The following is a 22,394-nucleotide window of genomic DNA, read 5'->3' as shown; positions in this document are numbered from 1 at the left end:
TTTATTGAATATAAGCCTTTTATTGATTATAACACTTAATTAATCTTTCACTGTATATTTCCGCTGATATATTTTTCGACAGTACTGTAATAGCCTGCGTATTCAAAAATAGTATTCCACAAATTGAACTTGCCTTGCATATAGCTTAGCTCTGCCTCTTTTACTGTTATTTTATCAGTCAGCCCAAAATTATATTTATTTAATAAAATTATATATTTATCATGCAAGGCTTTTGCTTTTTTTTCGTTGATACCAATTTCGTAATATTTACTCCTATATAGTGCATGGGCATTTTTCAAAATATTCTTTCTTTGAATAACCCATTTATTGCGCTCCATACTTGTCTGAATTTTTTCGTTCTGTGCCAGCCTGACTTCACCCGAAGTATCCGAATAATACTCCTTTAATATTTTTATTTTACCGTCAATAATCCTGTACTTATCATCCAGCTGCATTTCCTTAATGTCGGTAAGCTTAATACTGCTTTCCAAGGTCTCATAGCTTATCAGCCGTATACCTTTTATAGCTTCTATATTTGTCTTGATAACGGTTCCCTGAGTTTCCGGTGAAATACCAGAGCTGCTGAGGAGCTGTTCAAATTGATTATTATATTGCTGCTTAACAAGCTTCTGCTGATTTATATAATAATCATAATCTGAGCTGTAAAAATCCACATCCGCCTGAAAAGCCATGTCCTTGGACTTATTTATACTTTGCTCATCCTCCTGCAGCTTGGCATAATCTGCATATATACCCTGCAAATCATATTTTTCATCAAGCATTTTCAGTTCGTATACAAAATTCCTGAAATCGGTTGTTTGAGATACATACTGCTGATTTCGAATTGTTCCCTCGTTATTTTTTATAAAGAGACTATTTTCTCTGCTGACATATATATCAGCCTTTTTCAAAACAGCAGCCGCCAATTCGGCCTCATATGCTTTTGCAGTAAGAAGGCTTTGCTGCATGCCTTGCCGGGCAGTGTCCTTCTGAGCTCCGGCGGCGGCGTTCATTTCATCCTCATAGACTCTCGCCAAGGCATTGTATTTTTCCGACAGCTGCCTGTATTCTGCAATACTGTCACAAATACTGTCATATTGAAGGCAGTATTGCTGGTATTGCAAGCTATTGTTTTCAAGGGAAAGGTCATTTATTTGTTCATCAGTGCAATTCTTGTTATACATACCCTGAAAATCACTGTAGGTGTATGTTGTGAATTTACCCTCTCCATAGGATATGCTGTAGGTATCCTCCAAGCTCCAGCCATCCAGCTTAATTATGCTTGTATTTGTTGTTTCTGCGGCTTCAGTACTGTTTATGAAAAATGCCAGAAAACAAATCAGCAGTAATTGGGCAAATATTTTTCTTTTTAAAAAAAATGTTTTCAAGCTGACCTCCATTTCGCCTATACAGCCGACGACACAAATAGTAAGTAAAAGGTGCATAATCATTGCTTGCTCAAAGCTATTTCTGCACAAAAATTATTTCCAGTGATACGCTGACTAGTCCAGCAAATTAATTTTCTCAAGGAAGTACATTAAGTAGCTTTTTTGCTTTGTTACGACATTTGCCTCACACAGCATACCAACCTTTATTTCTCCCTGCTTCCCTGATTTAGCAAAAAGCTTTATATCAGGAACAGTGGCCTCAACAGTATAATAACTTTGTCCTGAGTTCTTGTCTGTTATTGAATCCTTTGATATATTGGTTATTTTCCCTGTAACCTGACCATACTCTCTATACGGAAGGGCTGCAAAGCTGTACTTGACAGCATCTCCAGCATGTATTTCCCCTATATCCTTATTATTAACCAATATCTGCATTGTAAAGGCGGAATTCTTATCGGGTATTACTGTTAAAATCTCACTTCCTCCCGCTACGAAATCTCCTTCGTATACTTCCGATACAACATTTACAACACCGTCTATACTGGCTTTGACTATTGCACTGTCAATATCCAATTGCAGCTTTTTTATGTTTTGTTCTATTGCCGTAATATTATCCGTTGTATTTTTTATTTTTTCATCTGTCGACACAAGCTCCTGGGACTTTGTCCTTTCTACCACCGAGTAATTAATACTATTATTACTGTCTGCGGCATCCGTAATTGTTTTTAATTCCGCTGCTCCCAATGCTATGTTCAGCTTCAGTGAATTTATACTGTTTGTCAAGCCTTCTATTGAATCAGCCGCTGCCTGCCGTTCATCTATATATAGCTTTTTCAGGGTGCTTTCTTTGTCCTTGCTGTTAAGCTCTAAAAGGGTCTCTTTGTCCAATGTACCGGAAACACTGCTCTCTAACTCGGCCACCCTTATTTCCTTTTCACTGATGGTTTTATCAATATCAGATAAAAAATTACTTTTAAAGGTGGAATATTCTCCTTCTGCTTTTTGCATCTGTATTCTGGCATTTTCAAGCTCGGACTTTGAAACAGCTACTCCGCTTAACGCCTCATAAGCTTCGTATACTCGTTTCTGCTCAGCATAGGTATTTTTAAGTGTATTAAGCTTATATTCATAATCCGTATAAAAGGCCCTGTTACCGTCACTTGCCGAAAAATAGCTTTCTCCTTCATTTACACTTTTTTTCAGAGTTTCATAAGCACTTAATAATTTTTTTTCCTCTGCCAGCGTTTGCTTCAAAGCCTCAAGACTATTTTTTTTAATATCATTTGACTGCTGCTCAAATTTACGGTCTATATTTTTCTGAGAAATTATATAGTTTTCATACTTTTGGCTGTATTGCCTTTCAATTTCGCTGTCATCCTCCAAATAATTTTTATTATCATCCAACGATTTCATATAGCTGTTGAGGCATACTATTTCAGCCTCATAATTTGAAAGCTGACTGCTGTTGATACTTCGTTCCTCCTTCAGCTTTGTTAGCTTATAATTTGTATCCGACTGGGTATACTGTATATCCATCAGCAGCTTCCTTACCTTTTCGTAATACATAGGCTCACTGCTTTTATCAAATTCATTAGTACCTGAAATAATTGACTTTCTGTAGCTATTCAGGTTCAATAATTCTTTTAGGAGCTCTGACAGCTGGGTATTCTGGGCTTCCTTCTCCACCAGAAGATTATCGTGCTTAATTGTATATAATATGTCTCCTGCTTTAACTGCCATCCCCTGCTTATAGTTTATCTTTTCTATTTCTCCGGCAGCAATATTCTTAACTGTGCTGATGCCTGATTCAGGTCTTACCTGTCCGCTTGCTTTTATTACAATTTCCTTTTTCCCGAAGCCTGCCCATAAAACCGCAGCTGCCACCAAAGCAATAATAATATATGTAAATACCCATACAAAGGAGTGCGGCTTTGATCGATACATTTCACGGCTGTCCGTAAGGTCGTTTATATCTATTAGTATATCTTTCATGCTACTCATCCTCCTTTTCCAAGCCGGCAGCCGGAATTACCAAGCCTGCCGGAATCTGAGCAGAGGAGGCTGCCACCTGTGAAAGTGTATTGCTTTCATTAAACGGGTTATTTTCAATTGCTACTGCACCACCGGCTGAAATTTTGTCATGGGAAGCCTTCCGCTTTAAGTCATTATCCTCTGTGCTGTCAGGCAGTTGTTCTTTCCAAAGCTCAGAATACCGGCCTCCTCTATTCATTAATTCAACATGGCTGCCTGTTTCTATTATCCTGCCCTCTTCCATAACGTATATCCTGTCGCAGCGTTTAATAGTACTCAGCCTGTGAGCAATTATTATTGTGGTAACTCCGTTGCATACGGTTTCAATAGTTCTTTCAATAGCCTTTTCCGCAATAGAATCCAGATTGCTTGTGGCCTCATCCATAATAAATATATCCGGGTTTTTAAGTATAGCTCTTGCAATTGCCAGCCTCTGTTTTTGACCTCCCGATAAATTCGCACCGTTTTCCTCCAGATATGTCTCATATCTCAATGGAAATTTATTAATAAAATCATGAGCCTGTGCCATTTTGCAGGCCTCGATTATTTCTTCCATTTCAAGCTTTTTATTTCCCAGGCATAGATTTTCTCTTATAGTTCCGCTGAACATAAAAATATCCTGTGATATGTATGCAATCTTTTCCCTCAGCGCGTCATAATTTATGTCTTTGACATTGTAGCCCTTTATAGTTATTTCACCCTTTTCCCATGGATAAAGATTCATAAGCAGCTTAACCAAGGTAGTTTTACCGGAGCCGCTCTCACCTACAAATGCGATCTTCTCTCCATGCCTTATGGTGAGATTTATATTGTTTAATACCAATGCGCGGGTGCCATATCTGAACTCCAAGTCCTGAATGCATATATCTCCTTTTAAATCGGAAGGCTTTATTTGCTTGTCCTCATTTTCACCTTTTTCCAGCTCAAGATCAAATATCTCGCCTAACCTGTCAGATGCTACAATTGCAGTTTGCAGCATAGGCTGGAGATTTATAAGATTTTTTATAGGCTCAAGGAAATATCCAAGCAGTGCATTAAAGGACAGCAGCTGTCCGGCTGTCATATTGCCGTGAATGACATTCCATGCTCCGACCCAAAGGATAATGACACCTCCTGCAAGAGCTGTAAAACCGGTTATGGAGCTTTGAACATTATTTATTATTCCTCCCTTGAATATTGCTCTGAGCAGCTTTATAAATTTACCCTCAGTCTTTAGTGACGCTTCCGACTCAGCATTAAAGGTTTTAACCGTTTCAATTCCATTTAATGATTCAACAAGATAAGATGTTAATTGTGCATTTTGCTCCATTTGCTCTTTATTAATATTTTTTATAGGTTTATTAAAAGCAAATACTATTATTCCGTAAACAACAGCTATTATTAATGCTATAAGGAAAAGCATTGAATTCTGAGTATATAAAATGATTGCACCAGCTACAGCCATCAGAGTATCTATCATTATTGTCAGCGTTGCACCCGAAATTGCATCACGCACCTTTGAAGCATCCATAAAACGCGATATAATTTCTCCGACCTTTCGTGTTCCGAAGAAATTCATAGGGAGTCCAAGAACATGCTGATAATAACCTAATATAAGCGGTATATCTATTTTCTGTGAAAGGTATAGCACCATATGTGAGCGGAATGCCCCAAGCAGGGTTTGAAACAAATATAGCAAGATAATCCCTATTGATATTACATGCAAGGTTTTCTCAAGATTAAACTGGAGAATGTCATCCAAAAGAAATGTAAAATAAAAGGAAGCTGCGACACCCAGCATAGTATATATGAGCGAAGTAAAAAATATATTAATCAAAAGCTTTTTTTGCGGCAGCATCAAATTGAAGAAACGCGAAAAAAGACCCTTTGTCTCATCACCCTTTTTGAAGGTAACATCGGGAACCATCAGTATAAGCACACCTGTCCAGATTTTAAAGAAATCCTCCGGCGTATACTTTATCATTCCCTTACCCGGATCGGCAACCATTACCTGCTTTTTGGTAATTTTATGTATAACAACATAATGCAGCAAGGTACCTTCTACGACCACATGTGCTATGCACGGCAGCGGAAATTCAGAAAAAAAAGCTTCCTGATTTCCCTTTACTCCCTTTGCGGTGAATCCAAGACCCTCCGCCGCTTTTATTACTCCGTATGCATTTGTTCCCTGTTTGTCGGTTCCTGCAACCTCTCTTATTTTAGTTATTGATGTTTTAAAACCATATTGCTTGCTTATCGTCGCAACACATGCCGCACCACAGTCAGTAATGTCATGCTGTCTGATACAGTAATATCGTTTGAACGGGATTTGCATGATTTAATCTCCATTATAGCTGACTTTATTTTTGTATAATTTGTTAAAAACGATGTGATTACTAATATATTTAGCCATTCACACCGTCTTTCTTATAATGTTACTATAGTTTAACTATTTTGTAAATAATGTCAAAGTGTATGATTTTCAATGAAAATTGATTAGCCTATACCTAGCATTCTCTTAATATTGTCCAACTGCAAGTTTTGCCCCAATAACTGCCGCTCCCGGAAAGAATATTTCAGGATATAAAGCCGGTATTACCATAATAAGCGGACCAAGTGCAGGATTTATTGCAAATCCGCCTTCAACCTTAATTGACTCTCTATAAGTCAATTCTGAGAAATTAGCATTTAGGTTTGTCATTTTATTTCACCTCTTTCAAATTTTAAATGTCTATTAAAAACAATCATTCTGCTATAAATTTAGCTATCCATAATCTATACTGATTAATTTTTTATATAGTATACAATTTGTGCAATAGCAATGCCACACAAACGCCCAATTGTAAACAATACTATAACGCTTAAGATACCTAATATTACATATAAAATCCAATTCTGATTTAAAAACTTTATTATATTCCCCAATATGCACACCTCCTAGATTTAAGAGGTTACTGAAAAAGTCTAAATTTTTTAATAATTTCAGTTTAAAATCTCCAAAGGATTTATTGTTTTTTACTAAAAAATTAGCTTTTCCAGTTCCTCTGGTTTTAGGTCAGCCTCTTTTAATGTGTACTCCAATAAACAGTCTCTGCCACATAACTTCCTATTTTCTTTCCGCCCTCATATAAAACTATTGCAGCAGCAGGAATAAGAATCGCAGGTTTTACTGGTGCTGGTAGTGCTGCAAATAAGTCCTTTAGAGTATTCCAAGCCCCTGACCCACCATTTACTTCACATAATTCATGAAATTCTATCGTTTGAAAACCATTTGCAGTAATACTTGTCATAAATTATACCTCCTCTTATTCTAAATTAATTTTATTCCCCATATTTTTTTTCTAAATCTGCTGTTGTCTGCTTATAACCTACATAAACACCTGCTCCTACTACACCAACTGCTGCTATCGCTCCAACTATCTTTGCAGCTAGGATAACTCCTGCAGGTATTATAAAAGCAAAACCTCCATCAACCTCTAAAGACTCACTATAGGTTAACTCTGAAAAATTGTTATTATGCAAACTTAACTCACATACCATAATTTCCACCTCCAATTTGTATTTTTTGTTCACAAATGCTTATTCTAATATTTTTATCCATTCTGCGCGCAAACATAAATTCAAAAGCAAGTAAATTTAATATATATTAACTACTGTTCCATGGCTTACAGCAGCTAATTACAAAATATTTGGGGTTATTCCAATATAAACATCAATAGTCATTTCATCAGGTGTCATTCCAGGCAGAACATCCTTAACCTGCACATTATAGCCTGCTGTTATTTGCTGCAGCTTGTTGTGATTAATATAAGCCAGCATGTCATTATATGTATTTTGCAAGGTTGAGGGATTTCCCTCATGTCTTGCATAAAGAGCATTTACTATATGAAAAACCGGCTTCTGCGTATATTCATCTGACACCGCAATCTTCTTGTCCAAAGGTATCAATATTTCCATATCCAAAACAGACTGTCCGTTTAAAGTTTCTATTGCAAAGGTAGCAGTAACCACCGGCCCTGCCTTCTTAGCTCCGTTATCCTGAAGAACATTTCCAATCTTCAGCATCTCTGAGTTTATCTCTTCTTGAGTCATTTTTTTTCTTAATGATAGGACATTTTCCAGCCTAATCTCTTTTCCTGCTTCAATCAATATCAAAATAGTCATCTCCTGATTTTAGTATTTATAATGTATAGTTTATCAAATGTAGTTTAGACTTATCTCAAAACAGACGTGCAAAAAAGCTGCAGATACCTTTAAATACAGATGAAATTGAGGCGTTGTTTTCTCTTACACCGGTACCTCCATTGATATACATTTTCTCATTTTCTTTAATCAATTCAAACTTACCTGTTTTCATTTTATTTTCCTCCAACTTTAAAATATTATGAAATTTAGTTTAAAGTTATTAAGTATATTTAAAAATCACTTTATTTATTCATAGTAATATTTATATATAATGTAACAAAATGTACTATAGAATTAATTTCTTTGAAGTTTTCAAATTATTTTTAAAGAAACCCTTTTTTATGTAAGATTTTTTTAATTAATTCATTGTAAATTACCTTAATTCCCCAACTAATTTTTCAACTTAAATAATATTTATCAGCTGCATTAAATTACAACCCACAAAAATAGAAGCAACATGTTAATAGCTAGACTAAACACATATTTAATTGTTCAAACCGCGGTAGTATTTTGAACAGTCATTTATGGTTCTGTTTATATTTGTTTATTAGAGACTGCTACTTTTAAATAGTAAACCCTGAGTACTGTTGTATAAATTTCGAAACTTATGTTAATAAATTGCATAATCTAAAAGCCCTAAAGTCCTCAAATATACTTACTTTTTTTAAAATTTTAATAATAAGATAACTCCAGCTATTAAGCCTATGACAAATCCTATTTTTAATAATGCTGGTAATATTTCAATAATTGAAATATCCATAGAAAATATTTTGTTCATTTTTTATCGTCCTTTCAAAACGTCGGAGTCGCTGTTTATAATCCAAAATAATACTACTCCGACATAAATACAATGAAGCCCGAGCACTCTTCATGTCAATTTCATCTTTGTGTATTAAAAATGTTTTTCAAATAAAAATATTTTTAATAATCTATCTGAGATAAGTATAATCCGTTGAATATGTTTAATCAATACATCATTCACAACATGTTTAATAAATGTAATAAAATGTATCCATCAAGCACTTATGCTTAGCATAATTTCCAAAGTAAAACTTTTATCTCTACAGCTTATATTAAAGTCTCCTCCATACTTTTCAACACTATCTCTAATATTCCTTAAGCCGAATCCGTGCTTCCCTTTATTATCTTTTGTGGTTTCTATGGTATTATCCTTTATACTAATATCCTGCTTAACAGAATTTTCTATAAGTATGAGAAGACATTTTCCCCGTATCTTTATAGTAGTTTCTACAAACCTGTTAGAATTATCATCCTGCTGAGCCGCTTCAATTGCATTGTCCAAGGCATTTGAAAAAATAGTACTTATATCAATCGGACTGATAAAGGAATCCTGCGGCAGTACACCCTCAAACAAAAACCTGATTCCATGCTGCTTTGCCAATTTGCTTTTTTCATTTAGAATAGCATCAACTATGCTGTTACCGCTGCTTATTTCCAAGTCTGATTCCTGCATTATACCTTCTATACTGCTTAAAAGCTTCTTTGCCTCTTCAAGAGCATTGTTTGAAATCAAAGCTTCTATACATAACATATGATTTTTCATGTCATGCTTTAGCTTTTTGTTTTGTTCAATCTTTTCCTTTAAGCTCTCATAATGATTAAATTGGATCAGAAGCTGCTCTTGAGATATATCATTCATTAACTTATACCTTCTGTTCAGTACCAGCTTGTCAATAAGCACCATAACGACTATATTGTAAATAATTGTAGCCAGATATGTAATTATTAAAAATAAATTTACGCTGAAGGGAACCTTAATATATGTCCTTACACCATAATCAAGAACACACATAGTGACATAGCCGAAAATAGGCAGCATAGCCAATAGCAGGGTATGTGAATTTGACATGATTTCTATTTTTAAAGTACTGGGAGAAACAAGCCTTTTAAATAATACACAAATCAATGCAATCAGAAGCAATTTGGTCAGGGTTACAATTAACTTGCTGTTCATTTCCTGCATGGAGCTGAAAAATAAGTTTCCGTCAAAACCCGTACTGACAATAGAAATTATAAACATATCCAGTACATAATTTAAGCAATTTGATATCCAGAAGGCAAAAAACTTATGCAACAATTTCCCTCTGTATAATATATATATGACAAATCTGCTGTAAATTGAAACAGCTAAATTAAATAATAAAATTTGAGGGAAGATACGTTCAACTATATATAAAATCAGATATACTGCCAGAAAGCAAGCTATTTTCTTCTTGTGATTTTCCTTAAAATATAAGAATACTGATATCAGAAAAAACCATACAAAAAGCTCAATTACATTTACTGCCAATTGCAGCAAGCTTATACCTATATTCACTGACATTTTCTGTTTCCCTTCATGAAAGCCCTGAAGGCTTCTTTAAAAGAATTTAATCTTAATCTGCTGATTAGTACCTTCTGATTGTTATCCAATGTAATCTCACTATTTGAAAACATATATACATGCTCAAGATTTATCAAATAACTTTTATGACATCTGAAAAAATTTCTATTGCTGAGAGAAGCCTCAATTTGATTTATTTTTCCTATAATTGTTTTTATACCATCTTTAGTATTTATGTCTATCTTTCTTCCTCTGCTTTCAAAAAAATATATATCACATACTTTTATTCTGAATGTAAAAGAATTGCAAACTGCTTCAAAATGTGTATTCCTTCTTTCCAGAACATAATTAACAGCCTCTCCTAAAATAAGCTTCAATTTAGTTATTTCTACAGGCTTCACTATGTATTCGTAAGGCTTTACCTTTAAAGAGTCAAAAACCATTTCCTTATATGAAGTTAAAAAAATAATTATGCCGTAATATCCATTTTCCCTGAGCTGCTTGGCGGCTTGTATTCCGTTAATGTCATTCATTTCAATATCAAGTATTATAATATCATTGTACAGGAATTCACTCAGAAGCAAAGCATTGCCGCAATCAAATGTAAGTATTTCAAGATCGCATCTAAGGTCGTTAATACCTTTTTTCAAATTTTCAGTCATTGAAATATCATCATCACACACAGATATCCTAATCATTTTTTCACCTCAAGCTAACCTCCACGCCAGTAGCAGTCATAAAAGTTAAATAAAACCTATACAGAGTCCTTCAATATAATTTCTTATATTCAAATTAATTATAATAAATACTAAAAATAGTATACTATATATTTTATAATATAAAAATATAAGATTTCTATTTTTATTTATTATGTGAAAATTTAAATATCCTTAAATATTTTTGTTTTTTGCAATATATTAAGCATACACATGCTGTATTATAATCCGGAAATCAATTACTGCCGGCTAAAAAAGACAATATAAATATAGTCGTGAAGGCTTAAACCGTAATTGCTTCTATTCAATATAAACTGCATTCGCTACTAAAGCCAAAACTTCATTTTACACTTTTTAAATATTATGGTATATTTTGAATAAGTAGGTCATTCAAGTAGTATTACATAAAATATTTAGGAGGAATTTATTATGTGGAAAAAACCATCAATACAGAAACCTGATTTTATTAAGGCTGATTTAAATGAAATTTCAGAAAAGGAATCCCTTGAAACAAACGGAGGCTTAGTAGAATCAGTGAACCTTGCTATTAATCTTCCGGATATAACTGTTTCACCTTTCCCAACCAGATTGAGTGGTATGATAGCTAAAAAATTTGATTTCACAGACGAGGCTATAATTAAAAAGCTGTGATAAGCATAAAAAATCAATTGCTGTCAGCTGAAAACAATCTGCTAAAAAAAACAAATGCTTAACAGCAATGAAATTAGTAAGCTGAAACATAATCAAAAAAGACATTAGATATGTCAATGACTTGAATAGACCTGCTTGCATAAAATAATAGCAGCAAGGAGTATCTTATGCAAACTTTAAATGATAAAACTTCCTTATTTGATAATTATACAAACTACTTATATAAAGTTGAGAATTACGAATCTATTATAGAAAACGAGCAAGATACATATGTTTTATTTAATCCGTCAATACATTATTGGATTGCCTTGGATGATACAGGGGCGTCCATATATAATGCAATTCATAATTATAACAGCATGAGCCTTGTAAAAGAAAAACTAACAAACCAATATCAGATTGAAGCTTCAACTTTTGAGGAGGATGTTCTTCCATTTGCAGAAGAATTACTGCAAAACGGATTTTTATCTTATACCCGGACTCCCGCCGAAGCCGGCTGGATGAGTGCAGTCTGTGATATTGACTCTGCGGAAAAGTATCCTTTTAATGATATATATATCAGCCTGACAGATAAATGTAATCTGAATTGTATCTATTGCTTCAATAAAGAAGAAAGACATAAAAGAATACAGCATAAATCGAATTCTTTAATATCAAAGGAAAAAATAATTGGTTTGCTAAAGGAATTCAAAAATTTGAAAGGCTCTAAAGTCATCTTTACAGGAGGAGAACCAACTCTGCGCAATGAACTGGCTGAAATCTGCCGTGAAGCCAAAATTCTAGGCTTAGAGACACACTTTATAACTAACGGTACTCTTCTAAACTCCTTAGACCTTGAAAAGCTTTCTGAGTTTGTAGACAGCTTTACGATAAGCCTTGACAGCGTTATAGAAAAAGAGCTGGAAGTATTATGGGGAAACACAGCCTCCAATATTAAAAATGATATTTTTGAGGCACTGGAAAAAATAAACCAATTTTCTTTAAATAAAAAAAGACTAACAGTAATCATAAAACCAATAGTATCGGCAATAAACCTTGACTCCTTGGATAAGCTGGTATCGGTAATAAGCAAAAAATTGTGCAGCTGTGATCTTTCATGGGCAATGACCCAATATAGCAAAATAGACGATGCCGGTGTAAACAGCTTGCTTTCTGTATCAGAGAAGCAATATATAAAAAGCGTTGCAAAAAGCCTTCGCAATACCTATATCTGTAATTGCAGCCAAAATAGTGATACCTCCAAAAAAATTTCCGGCAAAATAAACATTTTTTCATTCGGTCACGGAGGCAGGCTTATTCCACCTGATGCTCCCAGTATTCTTGCCTGCTATCCCTCCTTTTTTGTCACCGGCAATGGTGACGTATATCCATGCCAGTGCTTTAAAAATGATGCTTACAAGCTTGGAAACATATCAAATACTTCATTATCTGAAATGTTCAAAAATAATATTTTCAAAAAAATCCGTTCAAAACTGCCTATAAATCAATTGGAGGATGAATTCTGTTTAAAATGCGAATTGAGATTCTTATGCACAAATAAATTAGGTCCGTGTGCCATAAATAAGGATAAGGACAAAACAAATTGCAAACAGATAAATATACAAAAATTATATCTTCAAACACAACTAGGATAAGTATATAAAAAGTATTTTTATAAAGTTTTTGTACAATATTCACAAAAATTATACAATAATTTGTGTCAAATTAGAAAGATTTTTACAAATAATTCTTTATTAACTATGATATCCATAATATAATAATACTGGGGAAAATAATACCTATAGGTAAAACTAAAAAAAGTGAGGTATATATTATGGAAAAAGAAAATAAAGAAATGATTCAGCTGAGTGATGAAGAATTATTAGACATGGTAGGAGGTTTTGATACATCCTCCGGTTTGATATCTGCCATCAATCCACCGGTAAGATTATTCTACGGCATTAAAGGGCCAATCATAGTTGACCCGATAAGACCTTTATACGGCATTGAACCTCCAGTAAGACCTTTATATGGTATAGAGCCTACAATATCACTGAAATAAAAATCTTAAGCAAGGTCGATTAATACCGGCTGAAAGGTGAAGGCTTTCAGCCGCAATTGATTTTTGTAAATTTTTAATAAAGGGCAATTACATAATCCTATTGGTATTAAGAAAACTTAGGATGCGGTATATATCCGCATCCCCCCGCAAAAAAGGGAGGCTAAAATGAGTGTAAATTATAGTCCCATTACAGGAGTATGGGAAATAACAATGGGGTGCAACATGAGATGTAAGCATTGCGGATCATCTTGTGAAAGTCCTCTTGAAGGAGAGCTTACAACCGAGGAAGCCTTAAGGCTGTGTGATGATATCGCAGGACTGGGGTTTAAATGGATTACCTTATCGGGGGGAGAACCAACAACCCGAAAAGATTGGGATATTATCGCAAAAAGGCTGAACGATAACGGTGTAATACCGAATATGATTACTAACGGCTGGCTGATGAACGGGGCTATAGCCAAAAGGGCAAAAACCGCCGGTGTGAATACAGTTGCACTTAGCTTGGATGGTCTAAAGAATACGCACGATTATATAAGAAAAGAAGGCTCTTATGACAAAATTATGAGCGCAATTGATGTCTTGACTGAAAATGGCTTGAACTGCTCTGTAATTACCACAATTAACAATATTAACATAAAAGAGCTTTATGAAATACATGATATCCTTTCCCAAAAAAATATATTCGGATGGCAGCTTCAGCTTGGACTTCCTATGGGTAATATGTCCAAAAACTCCGAACTGGTAACTCAGCCTCATCACATTGATGAAGTAATTGATTTTGCTTACAATGCCATGAACAAAGGCGGAATTGAGATTCAGCTTGCAGATTGCATAGGCTATTTCAATAAAAAGGAAATTGAAATCAGGCGAAAAGCGCGGGAAGGCAGCGTATACTCCTGGAACGGCTGCGCCGCAGGTAAATATGGGCTTGGTATTCTGCATAACGGGGATGTTGTAGGGTGCACATCAATCAGAAATAAAGATTTTATAGAAGGAAATATCCGTGAAATACCCTTAAAAGCCTTATGGAATAATCCGGAGAATTTTTCCTGGAACAGGAATATGACAAAGGATAAGCTGTCAGGAATTTGTCAGAAATGTCTTTTTGGCAGCAGATGCCTCGGCGGCTGCGGAAATACAAAGCTTACAATAGGAAAAAGTGTATATTCAGAAAATATTTACTGTTCCTACAATCATACAATAAAAAAAGCGGAGGCCCAATTTGAAAGACTTTCTGATATACAGCCCATGCTTGAGAAAGCGAAAAAATTTGCTGAGAATAACAGTTATCAACTCGCTGAGCTGCTCCTGTCCAGAATACTACTGACAGAGCCTGAAAACGAAGAAGTACTGAAATTATACGGATATGTTTCCTTCATGCTTGAAAACTACAGACAAGCTCTTGAAGCCAATGAAAGGCTTATCAGGAAACACCCCTCCGATCCATATATAAACAAAGGCTACGGGCTCTCAATAGCAAAGCTTGGCGATGCCGATAAAGGGATTCAATACCTGCAAAAGGCCATAGAGCTGTCCGACAAGCAATATTTGGACCCCTTCAATGACCTCGCTGTTATCCTTTGTGAAAACGGAAGATATGGGGAAGCCTTGTCTGTCCTTGAAAATGGGCGCTCTATTTCTAAAGATTTCAGACAAGAAAGCGAATCCCTTTACCAGATGCTGAAAAAGCAAATGAATTATATTTAAGCAATTTGAGGCTACCTTACAATATTATATATTATTGAAGATAGCCTCGGACAGCTGTTTAAGCACCTGCACCCTTCAACCGTTAAAACCGGTCTTATACCTTTAAAATATTTTTTGAATTTCAGGAAATAATAATAGTTATAAAATTATATAACTGTTATAAGGAGAATTTCTATGCCGGAAAATCTGGTAAAAAGGACATTTTTAAAAGCACCGGAATCATATTGGATGGCTTCTGCCCCTAAGACAAGCTATCCTCAGCCTACAGGCGATATTAAGACAAATATTTTAGTGATCGGAGGAGGCATAACAGGAATAACCACAGCTTATCTTCTTCAAAAGGAAGGCTTTGACGTTGCTATTATTGACGCAAACAGAATTGCTGCCGCTGCCTCCGGACATACTACCGCAAAGATTACATCCCTGCACAATTTAATATATGCCAAGCTAATAAAACAAATCGGCAGCGAAGGTGCTCAAAAATACGGTCAAATAAATGAAGCCGCCATTTTTGCAATAAATGAAATAATCCTTGATAACAATATACAATGTGATTTCAGCAGGCAACCCAACTATGTATTTACTCAAGACAAAAACTATATTTCAAAAATAGAGGAGGAAGTAAATGCAGCCTGCTCCATAGGCTTGCCTGCATCCTATAAATCAGACCTGCCCTTGCCAATAGAGATAGAGGGTGCTATCTGTTTCGATAATCAAGCTCAATTCCATCCAAGAAAATATTTGCTTGCATTAGCTGAAAGCTTTGTAAAAAAAGGAGGACAAATATTTGAAAATACGGCTGCTATGGATATACATCACAGTGACCATTGTGTAACCTCATTAAAAACAGGCTTCAAAATCACTTCAAGCAAAGTAATTGTAGCTACACAATATCCCTTCTATGACGGAGGAGGACTATATGCAGCAAAAATGTTCGGTGAACGCTCTTATATAGTTGCCGCAAAATCACCGGCCAAATTTCCCGGCGGTATGTATATATCTTATGAGCAGCCTTCCAGATCACTTAGATTTCAGCCTGTAGAAAATGACGGGCAGCTCATTTTAGTAGGCGGAGAGCACCATAAAACAGGACAAGATGACAATGAGAAGGAACATTATAAAAACTTAATATTATATGCCGGCAATACATTCTCTGCAGCTGATATCCCTTACCGCTGGTCAGCTCAGGACTATACCGCAATGGACAATATACCCTATATAGGGTATGTAACTTCTTCAAAGCGTAATATACTTGTTGCCACCGGTTTTGCAAAATGGGGTATGACCAGCGGCACCTCCGCAGCTATAATCATTAAGGCCTTGCTCTTATCCGGCGGCAGTGAATTTGAACATATTTTTTCACCCTCCAGATTAAAGCCAATTGTCTCTAAAAGCTTTTATACGGAAAACCTTAACGTAGTGGAAAATCTTCTTGACGGAAAAACAAAGTCTTTACCGGAGGACTTCAATTTGGAATTGGATGAGGGTAAGCCTGTCAATCTGAAGGGAAGAAAAGCCGGTGCATATCGCGACAAAGACGGCAATCTGTTTGTTGTTGATACTACCTGCACGCATCTTGGCTGTGAAGTACGCTGGAACTCAGCTGAAAAAACCTGGGACTGTCCCTGCCATGCATCAAGATTTGACTGCAAGGGCAATATTATAGAGGGACCTGCAATAAAGCCCTTAGAGAGAATCAAATAGTTTCCCTGCAAGCTATTTGAACATATTTACTTTTTGCGGGTTAATTTTTTTATATCGCTGTAGGAGGGCATAAAAAAAGCGCCTATATAAGCGTTGTTTTACTTTCGTACAAAAATTTTAGATTTGCAGTTTTCAGTATTTACTTTATATGTTATAGCAGCTTTAATTATTCCTGTCATTTTTTAACTGGACAACTTTTTAATATTAGGTTTTGCAGAAGTACTGTGTTCTAAACAGTCTTCACAAATAATATTTAAAAATTTTATTTTTTTCATTTCGCTAACCGGCAGATTGTAAACAACTGCGCCACAGCTTCTGCACCGGATAGTTATAAATTTATATATATATACCCCCCTCCTTTCATATAAGCCAATTCCTGTTCCTGACCTCCGCTCCATATTTTATTGCCTTTAAAAGCATCCTTCTTTTAAACCTAAGCTATCGTCCAATGAAATACATCCTATAGCTAAGGCTGATTGACTTTTTTATTTCATATTTATTATATCAGTCCTTTATTACGTTACAATTAACATTATATTAAGAAAATATTAATTATGTATAACCAATTGTTTTATTTCATCTTCCTTGACAAGCCGTTTGCTGTGTTTTTTCTTATGCCCGGTTAAAATGAACGGCAGATACATAAGCAGCCATAGTATACATCCCAATAAAAACACGGGAACAAGATATCCCGGACTGCCTGCCGACTTTGCAAAATACTCCATAATTGAGCCTGCCGCGGGATATCTTAAATAAAAATAATTACCTTCTGTAATATAATTAACCGGTATCATAATTATTGCCAATCCAATCATCATTGCCACTGATTTAGGCAAATTGCGGATATGGGGTCTGAAGCCCATACAACATATTAAAAATACCGGAATAAAGCAAATTATTCCATGAGCAAGCATTGTCTGGAGATATATGAATGAAAAGCTCGGATAATAATATACATCTGGAGTAAGCATTGTTATAAATGAGGGAGCCAGCCCAATTGCATATGAATATTCCATAAGCAGCTTATTTCTTGTAATAACCATGAGGGGCAATATTATGCACATTAAACTGCATAAATGCAGCGGAAGTGCATATCCCAATGAAAACTGCCTGACATATATATACCATAGAGTTTGAGCTGCCTCCAGCAATGGCAGCGATAAGCTGGCTATTAACAAAAGCCTCCACTTCTTTTCTTCTTTTTTATATTTAAAAAGCCGCAGCATAATTATCCAAAAGCTGATAATTATGCTGATTACTAAAATATGTCCAACGGAAACAAGATTACTGTGAAATTCTCCGGGGATGTTGTCTATGTATTCAAAAAAATAGCTTTTCAATTATCGGTTCCTCCTGACCCTATTTAAAATAATTGTACAAGGCTTTCTGATAAATTATATTATTATAGCACCCTACTTATGCTGCATTATAAGATAAAATTACTGCTTACAGATTTTTTTAGCAGCAGCTTCAATATATTTCTATTTTTGTAATTTGATTTTTAAATATGAGTTGACTTTATCTGCAAATCTAATAAAATATACTAAGAAGCAATACAAAATAGCCTAGAATAGCTGATATCTATTAGGTTAATTCAATAACAATCAGATGAGGAGAGAAATATAATGAGACGAGATGAGATTACAAAAGTAATTCTGCCTGAAAGTGAAATCCCCAAGCAATGGTACAATATCATTGCCGATATGCCCAACAAGCCGGCTCCGTACTATAATCCAGCCACATTGGAAATTATTACGCCTGATGATATGAAAGCTATTTTCCCTGATGAATTAATCAAACAGGAAATGTCCTCTGAACGCTATATCGACATACCGAAAGAAGTACGTGAGATGTACCGCCAGTTCAGGCCAAGTCCCTTATACCGTGCCAGAAATCTGGAAAAGAAATTAGATACCCCTGCTCGAATTTATTATAAATATGAAGGCACAAATGCTACCGGCAGTCATAAACTGAATACAGCTATCCCTCAAACATATTACAACAAAATCGCTGGAATAAAAAGATTGGCTACAGAAACAGGAGCCGGACAATGGGGCAGTGCTCTCAGCCTTGCCACAAGCCAATTCGGTCTTGAATGCTCTGTTTATATGGTAAATGTCAGTTATCAACAAAAGCCATACCGGCGTTCCTTTATGAAAACCTTCGGTGCAAGCGTTGTCGCAAGTCCCAGTAATCTGACAAACAGCGGCAGAAGCATCCTTGAAAGGGATCCCTCCTGCTCCGGAAGCCTTGGTATCGCAATTAGTGAAGCTGTCGAGGATGCTGCCGCACATCCTGATACAAATTATGCATTAGGCAGTGTTTTAAATCATGTATGCCTGCATCAGTCAATTATTGGGATTGAAGCAAAAAAGCAAATGGAAATGATTGATGAATATCCTGATGTAGTTTTTGCCTGCTGCGGCGGCGGTTCAAATTTTGCCGGAATTTCCTTCCCCTTTTTGCAGGATAAATTCAATGGTCAAAAAGTCCGTACGGTTGCTGTAGAGCCTACTGCCTGCCCTACTCTTACTAAAGGCATATTTGCATTTGATTACGGTGATGTTGCTAAAATGGCGCCCATATCCAGAATGTATACCTTAGGTCATGATTTTGTTCCGTCAGGAATACATGCAGGCGGTTTAAGATATCATGGTGATTCTGCTACTGTAAGTCAGCTGTACCATGACGGTATCATAGAAGCTAAAGCCTATGGACAAAAAGCAGTATTTGATGCCGCAGTCTTATTTGCAAAAGCCGAGGGAATAGTTCCTGCTCCCGAATCAGCTCATGCTATTCTTGCTGCTATGGACGAAGCTCTTATGGCTAAGGAAGCCGGTCAAGAGAAAGTAATCCTGTTCTGCCTGAGCGGTCATGGATACTTTGATTTTACCGCATATGAAAATTACTTTAACGGAGTTCTTGATGATATAGAATATGTATCGGAATCGGCGCAAATCAATCTGGAAGGCTTACCAAAAATATAACAAGCAGATAAGGCAATCGGGCTAAAGCTCCGGGCTTTGTCTTGAGCCGCAATAAAATTATATATAAAGACTTTGTCTTATTGAACCTTTCTCCGAAAGGCAGACCTAAAAGCTAACGATTGGAGGACGGTTCAGATGGGTGTGCTCCCCGTCAAGAGGACAATGAAATATTTCATTTTTATGGTTAACTGTCTGTCCATTCCTGGCAGGCAGTTTTTTATGCGGCAATCCTATAATTGTTATGGTATGACATTGGAGTCATGACCAATAACTTACGTTGTAATCTCTTGTTGTTATAGTAATCTATGTAATCGGATATCTCTTTTATCAGAATGCCGCGATCGGTAAAACGATGTCCATAGTACATCTCACGTTTCAGAATGCCCCAGAAGCCTTCCATAGGTCCGTTATCTATGCAATGAGCTACTCTGGACATGCTATGCTTCATTCCCGCATTCTTAAGTCTCTGATAAAACTGTTTGCTTGTGTATTGGAATCCCCTGTCACTATGAAACAGCGGATGAGCATCTGGCTCCTGCCTGATTGCTTCATCAAAGGTATCAATGACTAATGGATTATCATTATGATCTCTGATCTTAAATGCCAAAGAATATCAAGTTTGGAGTATTTTTACACTACGTTATTTGTTCCATCGCTTACGTAAATTATACTGTTACAAATTAAAAAGTGGTAAAAAGCATTTTACAAAGTTTGCATAACAAAGGTTTTGTATTACAGATTTTATGTCTACTTGTTGCAAGACAGAAAGAAAGACGGTCATAATATTGACAACCGCCATTCTCAACATCTAATTTAGCTCTGCACATATCTCATATCTAATATTTTTGTGCTAATCAGCTTAAAACGCTTCAACAAATAGCCCCAAAGCTTCTATTTCTGGAATTATCTTTTCTATTGACCGACTGGTGTGAATCCCCATTAAATAGTCATAGCATATAAATATTTTTAACTTTCTAGGATAAAATATCTTTGCGCCAATATCTTCTCTCAACATAAGTCGGAAAAACAAATCTAAATCCTTATATTCCAGTTTTTCAATGCTTTCTGCAATATTGTATATTTCCAAAGTATCAGAAGTATATTTAACCTTACGCCTACTAATCAAATCCAAGAATTGGTCATCACCAAAACTTTTTCTGACATCGCACACTTTTAAGTATTTAAGATTGAAGAACTCAAAAATTGTCTGTATAGCTTTAATATAGCTATCTTCTATTGCAATATAGTCTTCAACAGTTAATATCTTGCCCTCAAAAGTTTTTCCAATATCAGATATTGCCGTCCAATCCTCTTTCATATATCTCCAATTGCTATCTCTAAAAGCAGGATTATATTTTGATATGTTATATTTATACATTTAGTCACCAATCCTATTCATATTTGCATCATATGTCCCAAGCCTTGTATCTTTACTATTTAAAGCTTCAGGTGATTTTGCTGCTTTCCAAACACCACCATTATGGGAACCCATACCATTACCACTTCCGACATCTTGACTTATATATGTCTTTGTTTTCTTATTATAGAAAACTTTTTCACCCGACTTTGTTACATAATTTGTGGGTTCGTATCCAAGCTCCTTTGCCGCCGCTTTAGCTTCTTTCGTTGTCATTCTAGAAGCATTACTCCCCCCCTGAGTAGCACTATTAATCAAGTCTCTGCTGTCATTTACCAAGTTATTCATACTTCTATAAGTAACTGCTCCGCCATATGCCACTGCACCTGCGGATGCCACAGCTACCGCAACTCCGGCAGGAGCAAATATAATTGTTCCATCAAGTCCCACCCCAATAATTTCTCCGCCAAGTCCTCCGACCAGAGTTGAAATACCTTTAATCGCAGTACCCGCATCAACTGTTAATTTTCCCGTATTAAAAGCAACAGAATCACTTTGAATGTTTTCCCCGCTTATTCCTTGAGCTGCCCCAAACATCATATTATTATCTGCTGCTACTGCTGCTACTGCCGCTCCTGCAGCAAATTCTATGGCTGTATTAACAATAGTATTAAGAATATTTTTTGTATTTCCATTACTTATACTGGACGTAGACTTGCTTGCTGTTACCGCTGCTGCATTTGACTCCGCTATTGCTGATGATATCTTCGCCACAGTATTTGTAAGTGAACTCATTTGTGAAGATGATGCAGCCGGAACAGCTGTTTTTGGCGTTACTGTAGCTGGAGCCGATGTCGGCGTTTTTGTACCTATATTTACCTTTGTAACTACTATTTCGTTATTTTTTACATCGGTATTCAGTGAACCTCCGTTTGTCTTGGCTTTAGTCTCTACTATATTAGCAATGGCCTGATTGAACTTCGCATCTGTCATTATTGATACATTACCGCTTATCTGCCCGACTTTTGCTTTCTGTGCTTCCGGTAAGTTTATACCATTAGCTTTTGCACTTTGCTTACTCTGCTCAAAGTATATTTCTGTTAATGTTTGATTGCCGACAATACCATCAACAGTTAGACCATTATCCTTTTGAAATTTTATTACTGCTGCTTTTGTCTTTTCCCCAAATATTCCATCAGCCTTGCCTACATTATATCCTAACTTATTCAACTTTTCCTGTATGGCTTGTACTGTATCCCCTCTTGTTCCTAACTTTGCCACTGCATGCCCTGTCGGGTCTGTAT

General features: G+C 35.8%; 20 protein-coding genes. 6 read left to right on the top strand and 14 right to left on the bottom strand.

The annotated features are described in order from the left end of the window. Positions 1-47: 47 nt before the first annotated feature. The 10 genes from LY28_RS14140 to LY28_RS14100 all read right to left on the bottom strand — a co-directional run bounded on the left by LY28_RS14140 (position 48) and on the right by LY28_RS14100 (position 10,625). Positions 48-1,388, bottom strand: coding sequence for a hypothetical protein (locus LY28_RS14140; protein ID WP_110462844.1), 1,341 nt, complete (start codon positions 1,386-1,388; stop codon positions 48-50). Positions 1,389-1,502: 114 nt separating this feature from the next. After that, entirely contained in the window at positions 1,503-3,380 is a 1,878-nt protein-coding gene (locus LY28_RS14135; protein ID WP_110462843.1) for a beta-barrel domain-containing protein, read from the bottom strand. A gap of 1 nt (position 3,381) precedes the next feature. Next, positions 3,382-5,733 (bottom strand): peptidase domain-containing ABC transporter, encoded by a 2,352-nt coding sequence (locus LY28_RS14130; protein ID WP_110462842.1) that lies wholly within the window; start codon positions 5,731-5,733, stop codon positions 3,382-3,384. Positions 5,734-5,916: 183 nt separating this feature from the next. After that, positions 5,917-6,099: a hypothetical protein gene (locus LY28_RS14125; protein ID WP_110462841.1), complete on the bottom strand. Its 183-nt coding sequence runs from the start codon at positions 6,097-6,099 to the stop codon at positions 5,917-5,919. A gap of 364 nt (positions 6,100-6,463) precedes the next feature. After that, on the bottom strand, positions 6,464-6,688 hold the full coding sequence (locus LY28_RS14120; protein WP_110462840.1) for a hypothetical protein: 225 nt from the start codon (positions 6,686-6,688) through the stop codon (positions 6,464-6,466). Between the two features lie 31 nt (positions 6,689-6,719). Continuing rightward, complete coding sequence (locus LY28_RS14115; protein ID WP_110462839.1) at positions 6,720-6,938, bottom strand: hypothetical protein; 219 nt, start codon at positions 6,936-6,938, stop codon at positions 6,720-6,722. A 138-nt stretch (positions 6,939-7,076) separates the two neighbouring features. After that, positions 7,077-7,553, bottom strand: a complete 477-nt coding sequence (locus LY28_RS14110) for a GyrI-like domain-containing protein (RefSeq protein ID WP_242981297.1) — start codon at positions 7,551-7,553, stop codon at positions 7,077-7,079. Positions 7,554-7,617: 64 nt separating this feature from the next. Further along, positions 7,618-7,755 (bottom strand): hypothetical protein, encoded by a 138-nt coding sequence (locus LY28_RS19185; protein ID WP_165835575.1) that lies wholly within the window; start codon positions 7,753-7,755, stop codon positions 7,618-7,620. A gap of 843 nt (positions 7,756-8,598) precedes the next feature. Then, entirely contained in the window at positions 8,599-9,927 is a 1,329-nt protein-coding gene (locus LY28_RS14105) for a sensor histidine kinase (protein WP_110462838.1), read from the bottom strand. Continuing rightward, positions 9,918-10,625, bottom strand: a complete 708-nt coding sequence (locus tag LY28_RS14100) for a LytR/AlgR family response regulator transcription factor (RefSeq protein WP_110462837.1) — start codon at positions 10,623-10,625, stop codon at positions 9,918-9,920. Before LY28_RS14100 ends, LY28_RS14105 begins: the two co-directional genes overlap by 10 nt. Before the next feature lie 447 nt (positions 10,626-11,072). Between LY28_RS14100 and LY28_RS14095 the strand changes: the two genes are divergently transcribed. The 5 genes from LY28_RS14095 to LY28_RS14075 all read left to right on the top strand — a co-directional run bounded on the left by LY28_RS14095 (position 11,073) and on the right by LY28_RS14075 (position 16,746). Beyond that, on the top strand, positions 11,073-11,294 hold the full coding sequence (locus tag LY28_RS14095; RefSeq protein ID WP_110462836.1) for a hypothetical protein: 222 nt from the start codon (positions 11,073-11,075) through the stop codon (positions 11,292-11,294). A 167-nt stretch (positions 11,295-11,461) separates the two neighbouring features. Next, positions 11,462-12,928: a PqqD family peptide modification chaperone gene (locus tag LY28_RS14090; RefSeq protein WP_110462835.1), complete on the top strand. Its 1,467-nt coding sequence runs from the start codon at positions 11,462-11,464 to the stop codon at positions 12,926-12,928. Positions 12,929-13,107: 179 nt separating this feature from the next. Beyond that, positions 13,108-13,335, top strand: a complete 228-nt coding sequence (locus LY28_RS14085; protein ID WP_110462834.1) for a hypothetical protein — start codon at positions 13,108-13,110, stop codon at positions 13,333-13,335. Positions 13,336-13,500: 165 nt separating this feature from the next. Further along, positions 13,501-15,042 carry a radical SAM/SPASM domain-containing protein gene (locus LY28_RS14080; protein ID WP_110462833.1) on the top strand — a complete coding sequence of 514 codons (1,542 nt, stop codon included), beginning with the start codon at positions 13,501-13,503 and terminating at the stop codon, positions 15,040-15,042. Between the two features lie 174 nt (positions 15,043-15,216). Continuing rightward, positions 15,217-16,746, top strand: a complete 1,530-nt coding sequence (locus LY28_RS14075) for an FAD-dependent oxidoreductase (RefSeq protein ID WP_110462832.1) — start codon at positions 15,217-15,219, stop codon at positions 16,744-16,746. A gap of 548 nt (positions 16,747-17,294) precedes the next feature. On the opposite strand, the gene LY28_RS14065 is transcribed toward LY28_RS14075, so the two are convergent. Beyond that, positions 17,295-18,086, bottom strand: a complete 792-nt coding sequence (locus LY28_RS14065; protein WP_110462830.1) for a YwaF family protein — start codon at positions 18,084-18,086, stop codon at positions 17,295-17,297. A 285-nt stretch (positions 18,087-18,371) separates the two neighbouring features. On the opposite strand from LY28_RS14065, the gene LY28_RS14060 reads away from it, so the two are divergent. Then, positions 18,372-19,733 carry a TrpB-like pyridoxal phosphate-dependent enzyme gene (locus LY28_RS14060; protein ID WP_110462829.1) on the top strand — a complete coding sequence of 454 codons (1,362 nt, stop codon included), beginning with the start codon at positions 18,372-18,374 and terminating at the stop codon, positions 19,731-19,733. Between the two features lie 217 nt (positions 19,734-19,950). Here LY28_RS14060 and LY28_RS14055 read toward each other — a convergent pair whose 3' ends face one another. The 3 genes from LY28_RS14055 to LY28_RS14045 all read right to left on the bottom strand — a co-directional run. Beyond that, positions 19,951-20,340: an IS3 family transposase gene (locus tag LY28_RS14055; protein WP_242981295.1), complete on the bottom strand. Its 390-nt coding sequence runs from the start codon at positions 20,338-20,340 to the stop codon at positions 19,951-19,953. A gap of 252 nt (positions 20,341-20,592) precedes the next feature. Then, a complete protein-coding gene (locus tag LY28_RS14050) occupies positions 20,593-21,051 on the bottom strand; it encodes a hypothetical protein (protein WP_133250197.1) in 459 nt (152 codons plus the stop codon). A gap of 60 nt (positions 21,052-21,111) precedes the next feature. Continuing rightward, positions 21,112-22,394, bottom strand: a 1,283-nt coding sequence (locus LY28_RS14045; RefSeq protein WP_207658111.1) for a toxin C-terminal domain-containing protein, incomplete at its 5' end; no start/stop codon positions are given.

Origin of the sequence: Ruminiclostridium sufflavum DSM 19573 (genome assembly GCF_003208175.1) — a bacterium.
In the GTDB taxonomy this organism is placed as follows: domain Bacteria; phylum Bacillota; class Clostridia; order Acetivibrionales; family DSM-1351; genus Ruminiclostridium; species Ruminiclostridium sufflavum.
The sequence above is the reverse complement of the archived record's forward strand: the minus strand, read 5'-3'. Positions and strand labels throughout refer to the sequence as shown.